Source organism: Bacillus sp. 103mf, assembly GCF_900116295.1.
GTDB lineage: Bacteria > Bacillota > Bacilli > Bacillales > Bacillaceae_G > Bacillus_A > Bacillus_A bruguierae.
In genome coordinates, this window is sequence record NZ_FPAF01000001.1 from 350,102 (window position 1) to 365,891 (window position 15,790).

The 15,790-nt window shown below is 37.2% G+C and carries 11 protein-coding genes and 1 pseudogene; all 12 read right to left on the reverse strand.

What is annotated here, in order from left to right; translation table 11 throughout:
* Positions 1-41: 41 nt before the first annotated feature.
* On the reverse strand, positions 42-1,961 hold the full coding sequence (gene mutL / locus BM350_RS01725) for a DNA mismatch repair endonuclease MutL (RefSeq protein ID WP_090912865.1): 1,920 nt from the start codon (positions 1,959-1,961) through the stop codon (positions 42-44).
* Between the two features lie 8 nt (positions 1,962-1,969).
* The gene (gene mutS, locus BM350_RS01730) at positions 1,970-4,636 is read right to left on the reverse strand and encodes a DNA mismatch repair protein MutS (RefSeq protein WP_090912863.1); all 2,667 of its coding nucleotides are present in this window, start codon (positions 4,634-4,636) and stop codon (positions 1,970-1,972) included.
* 128 nt (positions 4,637-4,764) lie between these two features.
* Positions 4,765-5,313: an outer spore coat protein CotE gene (gene cotE, locus BM350_RS01735; protein WP_090912861.1), complete on the reverse strand. Its 549-nt coding sequence runs from the start codon at positions 5,311-5,313 to the stop codon at positions 4,765-4,767.
* Positions 5,314-5,528: 215 nt separating this feature from the next.
* A complete protein-coding gene (locus BM350_RS01740) occupies positions 5,529-5,960 on the reverse strand; it encodes a YlbF/YmcA family competence regulator (protein WP_090912859.1) in 432 nt (143 codons plus the stop codon).
* 3 nt (positions 5,961-5,963) lie between these two features.
* Positions 5,964-7,493: a tRNA (N6-isopentenyl adenosine(37)-C2)-methylthiotransferase MiaB gene (miaB, locus tag BM350_RS01745; protein WP_090912857.1), complete on the reverse strand. Its 1,530-nt coding sequence runs from the start codon at positions 7,491-7,493 to the stop codon at positions 5,964-5,966.
* A gap of 330 nt (positions 7,494-7,823) precedes the next feature.
* Entirely contained in the window at positions 7,824-8,690 is an 867-nt protein-coding gene (locus BM350_RS01750; protein WP_090912856.1) for a 2-oxoacid:ferredoxin oxidoreductase subunit beta, read from the reverse strand.
* Positions 8,677-10,434: a 2-oxoacid:acceptor oxidoreductase subunit alpha gene (locus BM350_RS01755; RefSeq protein ID WP_090912854.1), complete on the reverse strand. Its 1,758-nt coding sequence runs from the start codon at positions 10,432-10,434 to the stop codon at positions 8,677-8,679. Before BM350_RS01755 ends, BM350_RS01750 begins: the two co-directional genes overlap by 14 nt.
* Positions 10,435-10,679: 245 nt before the next feature.
* On the reverse strand, positions 10,680-11,603 hold the full coding sequence (locus tag BM350_RS01760; RefSeq protein WP_090912852.1) for a dipeptidase: 924 nt from the start codon (positions 11,601-11,603) through the stop codon (positions 10,680-10,682).
* Between the two features lie 148 nt (positions 11,604-11,751).
* Complete coding sequence (spoVS, locus tag BM350_RS01765) at positions 11,752-12,012, reverse strand: stage V sporulation protein SpoVS (protein ID WP_020059065.1); 261 nt, start codon at positions 12,010-12,012, stop codon at positions 11,752-11,754.
* Between the two features lie 148 nt (positions 12,013-12,160).
* Entirely contained in the window at positions 12,161-12,955 is a 795-nt protein-coding gene (locus BM350_RS01770) for a TIGR00282 family metallophosphoesterase (protein WP_090912850.1), read from the reverse strand.
* A gap of 182 nt (positions 12,956-13,137) precedes the next feature.
* Positions 13,138-14,700, reverse strand: coding sequence for a ribonuclease Y (gene rny, locus BM350_RS01775; RefSeq protein WP_090912848.1), 1,563 nt, complete (start codon positions 14,698-14,700; stop codon positions 13,138-13,140).
* Positions 14,701-15,356: 656 nt separating this feature from the next.
* A pseudogene (locus BM350_RS01780) lies at positions 15,357-15,782 on the reverse strand (DNA recombination/repair protein RecA); the annotation flags it as partial.
* Positions 15,783-15,790 lie beyond the last annotated feature (8 nt).

Genomic DNA, 15,790 nt, shown 5'->3' on the forward strand with positions numbered 1-15,790 from the left:
CGCTAAGCCCTTTATAAATAAAGAGTTTAGCGCTATTTTATTTACATTACCCTCTTAAACATCTTCTCAAGCTCATAAGTCGAATGATGCACAATAATTGGCCTACCGTGCGGGCATGTATATGGATTTGTTGTTGTTCGTAGTTCTTCTAATAGGGCAAAGATTTGATCATTCGTTAAATATTGATTTGCTTTAATTGATGCCTTGCAGCTCATCATAATGGCTGCTTCTTCGCGTAATTTTTTAATATCAACTTTCTTCAATTTCAATACTTGCTGCATCATTTCATCGATAATTTCCATCTCTTGTCCTTTTGGGAACCATGTTGGATGTGAGCGGACAATGAACGATTGATGGCCGAATTGCTCTAGAAAGATTCCTACTTTTTTCAGTTCTTCTAGTTGTTCTTCGATGCGCAAAAATTCATTAAGCGATAGATCAATTCGGTACGGAACGAGTAATTCTTGTACCTCCGGCGTTACTTGTCCTACTTTATCACGGAAATATTCATAGTTAATGCGCTCCTGAGCTGCATGTTGGTCAATCATATATAACCCTTTATCATTTTGGGCGAAAATATATGTTCCATGCATTTGCCCAATTGGATACAACGGTGGTAAATCGTTTCCGTTCATTTCGATTTCTTGCATTTCTTCGAGTTCTTCTAATTCAAAATCTTCTTCATGGTCTTCCCAATCATTCTCCCCTGATAGCGGTTCTTCTACAATTTGCTTAGACGGTTGCCAATTGTTTTCTTCTTTTACAAGAGACTCTGGCGGTAGCCATTCTTGTTTTGGTGGATTCCAAAGCGGTGGTTGTGACTTCGGTTTTTCTTCTAGTTCATCCATTCCACTTGGCAGAACGATCTTTGGCATGGTTTGTTCTTTCGGTTTTGCATGCTCAAATTGAAACTGTTCTTGGACACTTTCATCTTTTTCTTTTTTCTTTGTTGCAGAGCCGGCATCAGGAATGAGTTGAATCTTTTTAAAAGCATTCTGCAATGCTGTTTCAATCAGCTGCAATAGTTCCTGTTCTTTACTGAAGCGAACCTCTAATTTTGCTGGATGAACGTTCACATCAACTAGCATCGGATCCATTTCAATTGATAAGAAACCAATTGGATAACGTCCAACAGGTAACAATGTATGATAGCCTTGTTGCACTGCTTTCATTAAGACATAATTCCGAACGTAACGACCATTTACAATCGTTGACATATAATTCCGAGATGCACGTGTTACTTCTGGTAAGGTCACATAACCACGAATCGTAAAGTCTAACGATTCTGCTTCAATTGGAATTAATTTTTTCGCAACTTGAATGCTGTAAATTGCTGCAAGGACTTGTCTTACATCACCATTTCCTGATGTATGAAGCAGCTTCTTCTCATTGTGAAACAAACGCAATGAGACTTCTGGATGCGACAGAGCAATGCGGTATACAATATCGGTAATATTCCCCAGCTCTGTATGGATCGTTTTCATATATTTTAAGCGTGCTGGTGTGTTAAAAAACAGATTTTGAACCGTAATGTCCGTTCCTTTACGGCTCGCTGTTTTTTCTTGTTTCAAAATCTCGCCGCCTTTAATCACAAGGTGGGTTCCTGGTGCATCCCCTGTACTTGTGATTAATTCTAATTCACTGACAGATGCAATACTTGGCAATGCTTCACCGCGAAAGCCAAGCGTCCGAATACGAAACAAATCATTTTCATCTTTAATTTTACTTGTTGCATGTCGTTCAAAGGCAACAATACAATCTTCTTCCGCGATACCATCTCCATTATCGATGATGCGAATTTTCGATAATCCAGCTTCTTCTAAGTGGATTTCAATAGATGTACTATTCGCATCGATGGAATTTTCGACAAGTTCTTTTACAACCGAGGCAGGGCGTTCTACCACTTCTCCTGCCGCAATTAAGTTAGAAAGCTGATCATCGAGTTTGCGAATTTTCCCCATCTACTTACTCATCCTTTCTTCAACTTTTTCTGTAAACGGTACAGTTCATTTAACGCTTCTAACGGTGTCATATCAAGTAAATCGATTTTTTTAATTTGCGTTAATACTGCTGTTTCTTTTGAATCAAGCGCAGGTTTGTCTTCTTTTTTCACTCGTTGTTCCGCTGTAAAGAAGGATAGCTGTGATTCTTCTTCCACTTCTTCTGGCAATGCATCTAGTTCTTCTTTTACGACTACAGGTTCTTGCACTATTTCTTCTGAAACTTTCATTTCCGTTCGTTTCGGAATGATTACTTCCTCTTGTCCTTCAAGCTGCGCTAATACTTCTTTAGCACGAGCAATTAAGCTATCTGGTAGCTCTGCAAGCTGAGCAACGTGAATACCGTAACTCTTATCTGCTGCTCCTTCTTGAATTTTATGCAAGAAGACAACTTTTCCATTTTCTTCAATTGCTGAAACATGCACATTTTTTAGCTTATCTAAACTTTCTTCTAGAACTGTTAATTCATGATAGTGTGTTGAAAATAGCGTTTTCGCACCAATTTGATCATGGATATGCTCAATAATTGCTTGCGCTAGTGCCATACCGTCATACGTAGATGTACCGCGTCCAATTTCATCAAATAAAATTAAGCTTCGTTCCGATGCATTCGCAATCGCATTTTTCGCTTCTAACATTTCGACCATAAACGTACTTTGGCCTGAAATTAAATCATCAGCTGCCCCAATTCTCGTAAAGATTTGGTCAAACACAGGTAGAACTGCTTCTGCTGCCGGTACAAAACAACCGATTTGCGCCATCACGGTAATCAGTGCTAATTGACGCATATACGTACTTTTACCAGACATATTTGGACCAGTAATTAAAAAAACATCCATATTTTCAGGCATGATACAATCATTCGGAACATACAATTTTCCATTTAATACTTTTTCAACGACCGGATGACGACCATCTTTAATAAAAATTTCTCGTTTTCCCGTTAATGTTGGTTTTACAAATTGTTCTTCTTCACTTACAGTTGCAAAGCTTTGAAGGACATCTAATTCACTAATAATTTTTGCTAATTGCTGCAATTTCGGAATAAATACTTTCACTTCTTCACGAAGAGCTGTGAATAAATCATATTCTAACTGAACGATTTTTTCTTCTGCTTCTAAAATTAATGTCTCTTTTTCTTTTAGCTCATCTGTAATAAAACGTTCTGCATTCGCAAGTGTTTGTTTCCGCTCATAACGCCCTTCTGGAAGTGCAGATAGATTTGCTTTTGTGACTTCAATATAGTAGCCAAAAATGCGATTATAACCAATCTTTAATGATTTAATTCCCGTTATATCACGCTCACGTTTTTCAAGCTCTGCAATCCACGTTTTCCCGTTTTTGCTTACATAACGATACTGATCTAATTTCTCACTGTAACCATCTTTTATAATGTCACCATCTTTTATCGAAAGCGGCGGGTTTTCTTGAATACTTCTCTCTAGTAACGCCGCTAGACTTTCGCACGGATCAGCGCCTTGAATTAACCTTGCAGCATAAGAATTATCTAACAGACTAACCGCTTCTAGAATGGCTGGTACTTGCAGTAAGGAACGCTTTAATTGCAGTAAATCGCGCGCATTAACACTACCATATGAAACTTTTCCTGCTAACCGCTCTAAGTCGTATACTTCTTTTAGTTTTTCTTTTAAATCTTCACGTAAGAAATAATCGTTCACAAACGTTTCAACCATTTCTAAACGTTCTTCAATTTTTTCTTTTTGGATGAGCGGACGTTCCATCCACTGTTTTAACATACGTCCCCCCATCGCTGTTTTCGTTTTATCCAAGAGCCATAGTAACGAACCTGTTTTTTCTTTTGTTCGAATGGTTTCTGTTAGTTCTAGATTACGTTTAGAATGGACATCAATCTTCATAAATTGATTTGTATAATAAATTTCCACAGGTTGCAGGTGATCTAAAGAACGTTTTTGCGTTCGTAAGACATAGTTAAATAAACGTCCAACTGCTGCAAGTAGTTTTGTTTGCGTCACATTTTGAACGAGATGCATAAGACTCTCTGGAATTTTTGTTTCTTCCTCATATGAAACTGTCATTTTTAGTGTTGCTAACAGCTTGTCTAGTTCTTCCTTAGAGAACGTAGAAGATACAACAATTTCTTTCGCACCCGTTGCGTATACTTCTAGTAATACATCTTCAAGTGTTCCCATTAATAATGTTACTGTATTTTGCCCTGTCGTTAAGTCATTACAAGCTAATGCATAGGAACCATCCTCAAACTGTGCTAATGCTGCAAGGAAATTATTTTCCTTTTCATCTATCGTACGACCTTCCATCATCGTTCCTGGTGTAATTAATTGAACGACTTCACGGCGTACAACACCTTTTGCTGTTTTCGGGTCTTCAACCTGTTCACAAACTGCTACTTTATATCCTTTTTCAATCAATTGTTCAATGTAATTTTTCGCAGCGTGATACGGTACGCCACACATCGGAATTCGTTCACTTCCGCCCCCATCACGACTTGTCAATGTAATTTCAAGTTCATGTGCTGCTTTTACAGCATCTTCAAAGAACATTTCATAAAAATCACCTAATCGAAAAAATAAAAAGGCATCTTGATAATCTGCCTTGATTTTTAAATATTGCTGCATCATCGGCGTGTACTGTGCCATTTTGCTCCTCCATATATCTCTCTTTTTCACTTTAAAAATATATTATAACACAATTATACACAAATGATTTTGATCCATCATCTGAAACATATACAAAAAGCTAGGAAGATGTTCTTCCTAGCTTCAGCTTATTCTTCTTCCGCTTCCGCTTCTACGATAAAGTTCGGATCCAGTTCTTCAAACTCATCATCATCCACTTCAAATTGCGTATCATCTTCTTCACAACCATCTGGATTCACACTTACACAAATCTTTGTTTCGCCGACAACCTCTATGACAAATTCACGTTCTACTGTAACAACCATTTTATTCCCATTTGGTGAAATCACTGCTTCTAAACAATTTGGATGTTGCACGACACGTGCAATAATTTCGATATCTTCCCCAGAAACCCCCTTATCACGATAGCCAATTTTCACGTCATCTGTGTAATGCACACGCTCTGTTACCACTTCAGTTTTCGTATTTTCATCATGCGAATACCATGTATTAATGTCATAGTATCCTTCGATTTCTACATACTTTCCATTCTTTTTTGCTTCGTATGCATGGTTAATAACCCAGCATCCCAGAATACTTGTCGGCGGATGATTCGGCTCAACAGTGTGAGTTGTTTTCATATACTTACGCCCTTTTCCCACAACTGCTTTCGTAATAATCTCTCTAAATTCGGACATACGAAACCCTCCTCAATGAATGTTCAATTCATTATATGCGGGACAAATGCGGAATGTGTTATTCTTTTTTGAAAAAGCCATGCACCTTTCATTTTATAATAGAAAATCTCTGATTTTCAGAAGTTGCAAACAACCATTGAAACTTCAAGAAGTGCATGATAAATTGTCATCTATTAGAAACGAAACAAAAAAAGATGCCGAACTCGACATCTTTTTTAGCATCCACACGTGCCTTTTTTATTTGCTACTTCAGCACCTGTCTCTCCTTTTAACACATCGCCGCCAGTTGAAATTAAAATTTCATCTGTGACCGTGTTTGAAATTGTACTTGCGACAAGCTGCAATAAATCATTTACATATGTTTGAGAAGATTTAAACTGTTGGACAACTGGAATTTCATCTAGTTTATCTTGCAGCGCATCAATATCCGATTCTACCTTTTTTAACGCTTCCCATTTCCCATAATGCTGTAAATTTACTGCTTGTTTTTGCAAAACTTTAATTTCATCAATCGTACGTTTTACATTTTCATTTTTATGAATTTGCGCTTCTGCACGTTTAAAGAAATCCACTTCTTCTGTTTCAGAAATCATTTTTGCTAATTCTTTCGCTTGCTCTACAATTTCATCTTTTGTAAAGATTTTCATCTATTATTTCACCTCGATCGGCTCCTCAACCAATTCCCCGTTTAGAGACCAAGTTTTTGCTTTTGTTACTTTCACTTTTACAAGCTGACCGATTACAGATTTTGGAGCTACGAAGTTTACAAGTTTATTGGCACGTGTATAACCTGCAAGTACATCAGGATTATTTTTACTTTCTCCATCAACAAGCACTTCAACAATTTGCCCTTCATACGTTTTATTCTTCTTCGCAGAAAATTCATTTACTAATGCATTTAAACGTTGCAAACGTTCTTTTTTCACTTCCATCGGTACATTATCCTGCATTTTTGCAGCTGGTGTACCTTCACGTGGTGAATAAATAAATGTATATGCACTATCAAATCCTACTTCACGATATAACGACATCGTTTCTTCAAATTGTTCATCTGTTTCATTTGGGAAACCGACGATAATATCTGTCGTTAGTACTGCATTTGGAATCGCTTCTTTAATTTTACGTACAAGTTCTAAATAATGTTCACGTGAGTATTTACGTGCCATAATTTTCAACATATCCGTACTTCCAGATTGCACCGGTAAGTGAATATGTTCAACTAAATTACCACCTTTTCCAAGTACCTCAATTAAATGATCATCAAAGTCGCGCGGATGGCTTGTTGTAAAACGAATACGTGCTACGTCAATCTTACGAAGTTCATCCATAAGATCTCCTAAACCATATTTCATATCTTCGAAGTCTTTTCCGTATGCGTTTACGTTTTGACCAAGTAGCGTAATTTCTTTATAACCATTTGCCGCTAAATGACGTACTTCTTTAATAATGTCTTCAGGATGGCGACTACGCTCTTTACCACGTGTATACGGTACGATACAGTACGTGCAGAATTTGTCACATCCGTACATAATGTTTACCCACGCTTTAATATCCCCGCGGCGTACTTTTGGAAGATTCTCAATGACATCTCCTTCTTTTGACCATACTTCAACAACTGTCGCTTTCGCAAACATAGCATCTTTTAAAATGTATGGCAGGCGGTGGATATTATGTGTACCAAATACCATATCTACATGCTGATGCTTTTGCATAATTCTGTTTACGACAGATTCCTCTTGTGACATACAACCACATACACCAATTAAAAGATCAGGATTTCTTTGTTTTAAAGATTTTAAATGACCAAGTTCCCCGAATACTTTATTTTCAGCATTTTCACGAATTGCACATGTATTTAGTAGAATCACATCTGCATCTTCTGTAGAGAATGTTGGCTCATATCCAAGAGTCGTAAAGATGCCAGCCATTACTTCTGTATCATGCTCATTCATTTGACATCCATAAGTACGGATATAAAACTTTCTTCCAGCACCAAAATTACGAAACTCTTCTGGTAAGCCAAAGTCACGTTCAATTTTAACTTCTTCTTTTCCACGTTTTTTCGCATCTTTTAAAGAAGGTGGTTGATATACACTTTCAAAATATTTACTGTAATCTTTTTCTGCTTTTTTAGTAGTTGAAGTTGCTTGTTGACCTGCTAATCGTTGCTCTTCGTTCATGAATAATCTCCTTTCAACCTTACATATTCAAAGTTTTAACTTTTAGTTGTTGTTTAAGTTGTTCTTATAAAAAAGCATATCGCTTCATTCCTATACACATTATTATAGTATAAAGCGTTCAGTCAAATTAAACAATAGAGATAGCTTGGATTCATGAACGATTTCACCTGATACTAAGGGGAATAAGGGGAGCTCATATAATATGACTCTCATTTATTATTTTATCATTCTGAATTTTCACAGTAAAGAAAGTACATCTTATTTATGAATAGACGTAATCATAATTTTGTATCAGAAAAGGCTACCGAAGTTTCGATAGCCTTTCATCTATTACATGAACTCTGCTACAAGCTCATCAAACATTTTTTGATCCATTTGCAGATCAGCATGAACTAATGGTTCTTCACTATAGCCTTTTACAAGCTCTTGGTAAGAAGGTTGTTCTGTATTTTGATAAATTAAACCTGTTACTAAACCTTTGTTTTCCATTAATGTTTGCATAGCAAGCATACGATTAGATGGATCATATCCTTCTACTTCGCTAAGTCTTGTTAAGTTCTCCTTGAACCAATCGTACGTGTTTACCTTGTTATATGTTACACATGGACTAAATACGTTGATGAGAGAGAACCCTTTATGTTGAATACCAGCCTCAATTAGCTGTGTTAATTCTTTTAAATCACTAGAGAAACTTTGTGCTACGAACGTTGCTCCAGCAGTTAATGCCATTTCCATTACAGATAACGCTGGCTCAATCGATCCTTGCGGCGTACTTTTCGTTTTAAAGCCCGCTTCACTACGTGGTGAAGTTTGACCTTTCGTTAAACCGTAAATTTGATTATCCATAACGATGTACGTAATATCAATATTACGACGAATAGAATGAATTGTATGTCCCATCCCGATTGCAAAGCCGTCACCGTCACCACCAGATGCGATAACTGTTAAATCACGATTTGCCATTTTTACACCTTGTGCAATTGGAAGGGCACGTCCATGAATACTATGAACGCCGTAAGAGTTAATATAACCAGAAATACGACCGGAGCAACCGATACCAGAAATAACCGCTAATTCATCAGGATTCAATCCTACATTTGCAGCAGCACGCTGAATTGCTGCTTGTACTGAGAAATCACCGCAACCTGGACACCAGTTTGGTTTTACACTATTACGAAAGTCCTTAAATGTTGCCATTTAAAACAACCCCTTTTTTGCATTCGTTGTAAATTTCTTTTGGCAAGAATGGGTTTCCGTTATATTTCAGCAGACTAGAAATTTTCTCACCAGAGCCAAGATTCATCTTCATAATATTAGCAAGCTGTCCAGTTGCATTGTTTTCTACAACGACAACACGTTTTGCATCTTTCACAAGCGGCAACATTTCATCCGTTGGGAATGGATGAATTAAGCGAACATGAGCATGATTTACTTTTAATCCATCTTGCTCTAAACGTTCCATCGCTTCTTCAATTGCACCACGAGTTGAGTTAAAGCCTACTAATAATACATCAGCGTCATCATATTTTGCATTTTTATATACAGGGGTATTAAACTTAATATTCTCCATTTTACGGAAACGTTTGTCCATTTGTGCGCTGCGGTTAAGCGCTGACTCAGATGGTTTACCTGTTTCATCGTGCTCTACGCCTGTTACATGGTGAATACCATTTTTCATACCAGGTACAACACGTGGTGAAATGCCATCTTCTGTTACTTCATAACGTTTGAAGTATGCTTTATTTTCACGCTCTGGTAGCTCAGCATGTAAATCAAGTTTACCACGGCGAATTTCAACTTTTTCTAATTGAAGCGGTTCTACTGTTTGTTTACCTAAAGAAAGTTGTAAATCTGTTAAAAAGATAACAGGAACTTGGTATTCTTCAGATAAGTTAAACGCTTCGACAATATCATAAAATGCCTCTTCAGCAGTACTTGGCGCCATAACGATTTTTGGAATCTCACCATGCGTTCCGTAAATCATTGCCATTAAATCAGATTGTTCTTGTTTTGTTGGTAACCCTGTACTTGGTCCACCACGCTGTGTATCAATGATTACAAGAGGTGTTTCTGTAATCCCAGCTAATCCAATTGCTTCCATCATGAGAGATAAACCAGGACCTGCTGAAGCTGTTAATGTACGTACACCAGCATAGTTTGCACCAATTGCCATCGTACAAGCAGCGATTTCGTCCTCAGTTTGAATAACCGTTCCTCCTACTTTTGGAAGCTTCTTAATTAAGTATTCCATAATCTCAGAAGCAGGTGTAATTGGATAAGCAGACATAAAACGAGCACCGCCAGCTACTGCACCAAATGCGATTGCATCGTTCCCAATCATAAACATACGTTTTTTTCCATCTGCTTTTTCAAGTTGCATCATATTTACTTTTTCGCCGAGCAATTCTTTCATATACTGAGAGCCGCGTTGAATTGCTTCCATGTTCTTCTGAACAACTTGCTCTCCTTTACGACCGAAAATTTCATCTACAACTTCTAAATACACTTTTTCATCTAACCCTAATACCGCACTAGACGCTCCAACCGCAACCATGTTTTTCATTAAAGATGTACCTAGTTCAGAAGCAATATCCGTAAATGGAATTGCATATAAAGTTACATCTGTTCCTTCAGGAATGCTTGGATTGAATTTTGCATCTGCAACAACAATTCCACCAGAACGTAGTTCGTGGAAGTTAAAATCAATTGTTTCTTGATCAAATGCGATTAAAATATCTAAATCATCTGATATCGCGCGTACTTCTGTTGTACTTACGCGAATTTTATTGTTTGTATGACCACCTTTAATTCGTGATGAAAAATGACGATAACCATATAAATAATAACCTAGTCGGTTTAATGCAATACAGAAGATTTCTCCTGTACTTTCAATTCCTTCACCTTGTTGGCCTCCAACTTTCCATGAAAGTTGACTAATCATTTCCTACACCCCTTTAACTGCATGCATTGTAGTGTATTTTTTTACAGTACTAGTTTAGCACTTTTTAAGACAAGAAACTACAATGGACACAAATTATACCTCTTCTGATTTCAGTAAATGTTTTGCATAATCTTAATTCGTTTACAATTCTAGCCCTACAACAGTAAAAATGCAACAATTTGATACAGTTTTATTGATTGTTTTTCAAATTTTCTAACTTCTTTTCCCTCTTTTATAACAATGTCTTAGAATGGAATATGGTGTATAAAATTACGATATATGAAATTATGAACTTGATCTTCTTTATAGCGCTTTAATAATTCATTTATGACATAGTCATAATGCTCATATCTTTCCACATGTTCGACTGTTTCCGTGATTCCATCAAAATCTGATCCGAATCCAACATTCCTCTCACCACCAAGCATACATACATGCTCTACATGGCGCAATATATCATCTGTACAAACAGACTTGTTTGCAGATAAAAACATTGGAACGAATGTTATCCCAATCATTCCGTCTTTTTGAATTAACGCTCTTATTTGTTCATTTGTTACATTCCTTGGATGCGGACATAACTCATAGCTATTTGAATGCGACGCAATAGGATAATCAGCAAGTTCCATCACATCCCAAAACCCTTTCTCTGACAGATGAGAAACATCTGTCCATATCTTGTAACGATTTAAATCTTCCACTACTTTTTCTCCAAACAGTGTTAAACCGCCACCTCGAGACTCTAACGCTCCATCAGCAACTAAATTCGCGTAGTTCCAAGTAAGTCCAACAGAACGAACACCAAGATAATACAACGTTTGTAGCTTCGTTAATTCTTTTCCAATTGCATCGCATCCTTCTAAAGTTAAAAGGGCTCCTATATCATCTTTTCCTAATTGCTGAATATCTTCTTTTTTCCGGATCAATTTTATATTCGGCAGTGCCAAAATTTGTTCATGAAATATATTCGCCATCTCTAATGCAACTGCAAATCGCTGTCCATATGGAATTTCTTCCGGTACATAAATTGCAAAACACTGAATACTACCACCCTTTCGTTTTAATTGATCGTATGTAATATGTAAAAAAGAATCATTTTGAAAAGTTCGCTTGCCTTTCCCGAGCCATAGCTGCCACAATACATCACAATGCGCATCAAAAATTTTCAATGCTTTTCATCCTTTCTTCCTAAAATATCCTTACATTCCATCAGTGGTAAACTTCATCCACCCCTCCGAAGTTTAAATTGAGGGTCTTATTGCCCACAAATAGAAGAATAAAAATGACCTGTTTGCAAATGCAAACAGGTCATCCAATTTAACGAGGCTCTACAATTAACTTAATTGCTGTACGTTCTTCACCATCAATCATAATATCTGTGAATGCTGGGATACATATCAAATCCACACCACTTGGCGCCACAAATCCTCTCGCAATTGCTACTGCCTTTACGGCTTGATTCAATGCACCTGCACCAATTGCTTGCATTTCTGCTGAACCACGCTCACGAATGACTCCAGCAAGTGCACCAGCTACAGAGTTAGGTACCGAAGTTGCTTTAACTTTTAATATTTCCATTGCTCGTTTCCTCCTCGTTTCTTTAAAAAATATTAGCGATTGAATTCACTTTTAACTTATATTCACGAGCAATGATTCATATTCCTGCTAAAACCCTCTAATTTTTCTAAAAAATTAAAATATATTCTCTTTTCTAATTTTTTATTTTTTATTCAAAAAAAGGCTGATCATCATTAATTAAAATACGATCAATTTTTTTAGCTTTCCCTGTATTTGGATCTACATCAATTAGTACAGCACTTAACTGCGTTCTTCCACTCGTTACTTCAAATCGCACTGGAAGGTTTGTTAAAAATTTCTTCAGCACAGCTTCGCGATCCATTCCTAAAATCCCATCATATGGACCTGTCATCCCAACATCTGTAATATAAGCCGTTCCACCTGGTAAAATACGATTATCCGCTGTCGGAACATGCGTGTGCGTTCCAACAACTGCTGTAGCCCGTCCATCTACATACCATCCAAGCGCTTGCTTTTCACTCGTTGTTTCCGCATGAAAATCAATAAAAATAATGTTCGTACGTTTTTTCGCAATTTTAATCAATTCATCCACTTTTCGGAATGGACAATCAATTGGCGGAAGGAATGTGCGGCCTTGTAAATTAATTATCGCTACTTCTATACCATTACAGTTTACAAAAACAAGTCCTTTTCCTGGTGTTCCTTCTGGGAAATTTGCTGGTCTTGCAAGATACTTTGCATCATCAATAAACTCAAAAATTTCACGGTTATCCCACGCATGGTTTCCAAGTGTAACTGCTTGTGCACCGCACTCTAAAAAGTTACGATAAATTTTCTCTGTAATTCCACGTCCACCTGCAGCATTTTCTCCGTTAATAATTGTAACTGTAGGTGTATATTTTTTCTTTAATGCAGGCACGTAATCTTGAATCATCTTTCTTCCTGGCGAGCCTACTACATCCCCAACAAATAAAATTCTCATTGTTCTTACCCTTTCCATCTATACATTCTTCGCAGTTTCTTCTCATAAACTGCAACCTTCACTTATAAAAATACGGATCTTCTCACATTTTCCTATTTCGTGAATCATTTCCGATTCTACAAGCTTTTCTATATTGTGTCCATTCTCGGCACAAAAAAATAAAGTGGTGCAACACCACCACTTTATTTTGCATATTCAACTGCACGAGTTTCACGAATAACAGTAACTTTAATATGTCCTGGATAATCCAGTTCATTTTCAATACGTTTTCGAATATCACGTGCTAAACGATGAGCCTCTAAGTCATCAATTGTATCTGGTTTCACTAAGATACGAACTTCGCGTCCAGCTTGAATTGCATAAGATTTCTCAACACCTTCATAAGACTCAGAAATCTCTTCAAGCTTTTCAAGACGACGAATATAATTTTCAAGCGTCTCACTTCGTGCTCCAGGTCTTGCTGCTGACAGTGCATCTGCTGCTGCCACAAGAACTGCGATAATAGAAGTCGGTTCTGTATCTCCATGATGAGATGCAATACTATTGATAACCACTGGATGCTCTTTATATTTTGTCGCAAGCTCGACACCAATTTCAACGTGGCTACCTTCAACCTCATGGTCAATTGCCTTTCCGATGTCATGTAATAAACCAGCACGACGAGCAAGCTTCTCGTCTTCACCAAGTTCAGCTGCCATTAACCCAGCCAAGTAAGCAACTTCCATAGAGTGTTTTAAGACGTTTTGACCGTAACTTGTTCTAAATTTCAAACGACCTAAAATCTTAATTAAGTCTGGGTGTAATCCATGTACACCTACTTCAAAAGTCGTTTGTTCTCCAACTTCACGAATATACTCATCCACTTCACGTCTTGATTTTTCAACCATTTCTTCAATACGCGCTGGGTGAATACGTCCGTCTTGTACAAGTTTATCCAAAGCAATACGAGCAGTTTCACGACGAATCGGGTCAAAACCTGATAGGATTACTGCTTCTGGTGTATCATCAATAATTAAATCAATACCCGTTAATGTTTCTAGTGTACGAATATTACGTCCTTCACGTCCGATAATACGACCCTTCATTTCGTCATTTGGGAGATTTACAACTGAAACCGTTGTTTCGGCAACGTGATCAGCAGCACATCTTTGCATAGCTAAAGATAGGATTTCTTTCGCTTTCTTATCTGCTTCTTCTTTTGCACGTACTTCAGTTTCTTTTACCATAACAGCGATTTCATGCGAAATTTCATTTTCAACTTTTTCTAAGATAATAGCTCTTGCTTGTTCACGCGTTAGGTTAGAAATTCGCTCTAATTCATCTTGTTGTTTTTGTACTAACTCTCCCACTTTGCTTTCCAAATCTTCAATCTGCTGTTGTCTTGCTACAAGAGATTCCTCTTTCTTTTCTAACAATTGCTGACTTTTCTCAAGCGATTCGTCTTTTCGATCAAGGTTCTCTTCTTTTTGCATTAAACGATTTTCTTGTTTTTGCAACTCGCTTCTTCGGTCACGAATTTCTAATTCTGCTTCTGTACGAAGTGTATGAATTTCATCCTTTGCTTCTAATAGCGCTTCTTTTTTCAGTGCTTCTGCTTGACGATTTGCATCTTCTACAATGCGCTTCGCTTCATTGGCCGCACCGTTAATCTTCGCTTCTGCAATGGACTTTCGAACAAAAAACCCAACAACTGCACTGACGATGGCCAGCAAAATGGAGATGAGTATCCAAAATTCATTACTCATAAATTCACCTCCTCTTGCTATGAATGAAAAAAGACTGCATGGATGTACATTGTTTGCACCTGCAACGTACAGCGATGACCGTCGTCCCGCCTTTTCAAGGGACTTTCTTCATTTCACAATTAAACTAGACATATGCTTATTTCGGAAAGTATACGTCCTCTCCGAATGTTACTTCTCTTCTTGAGAAGAGTGTGTCGTATATAATATAAGAAAAAATATACATTATCATTGTATCTACCGCTATTTTCATTGTCAAGCATTGTCTACCTTTACTTTCTTTACCTATGATAAAGTGAAACGACTATTCATGAAATTTCTTTCTCTTTCTCTGGTTATTATTTTAATACAAATTGAAAAAATGACATGTAAGCCTTTTTCTTTTTAGATAGACGAGAGCATCTGGCCATGCATAGCAGCGGTCAGTGCCTTTTCCTGCCACACGCAAAGTTCAAAACAAAAGGAGAAAACGAATACAAGCCACTTGTTTCTACATAACAGCGGCTTGTATGCAGAAATATTAAAATGGACTTATTAGTCAAACCAATTGAAAAAATGCTAGCAGGTATTCTCCACTTACTTTCTATGTTTTTAGTACAATTTCAAAATAGATTATTATAGGTCGCAAAGAAAAGAAAAAAGACACGAAACCGTGTCTTTTAATCATTAAGAAGAGTCATATCTTCTCCACTTCCAGATGCAGCCTCTTCACCAATGCCATGATGCTCACGAATAAAGAATGCTATTTCATCTGTAAGTTCTGGATTTTCTTTTAAGAATTGCTTCGCATTTTCGCGTCCTTGTCCTAAGCGTTCCTCATTATAAGAATACCAAGCTCCGCTCTTTTGAACGATATCAAGTTCAGATGCCATATCTAAAATTTCGCCTTCTCTTGAAATTCCTTCTCCGTACATAATATCAACTTCTGCAACGCGGAAAGGAGGCGCTACTTTATTTTTTACTACTTTCACTTTTGTTTTATTACCAACAATATCGTTACCTTGCTTTAACTGCTCAGCACGACGTACTTCTAGACGCACTGTTGAATAGAATTTCAATGCACGTCCACCTGGAGTTGTTTCTGGCATAATTC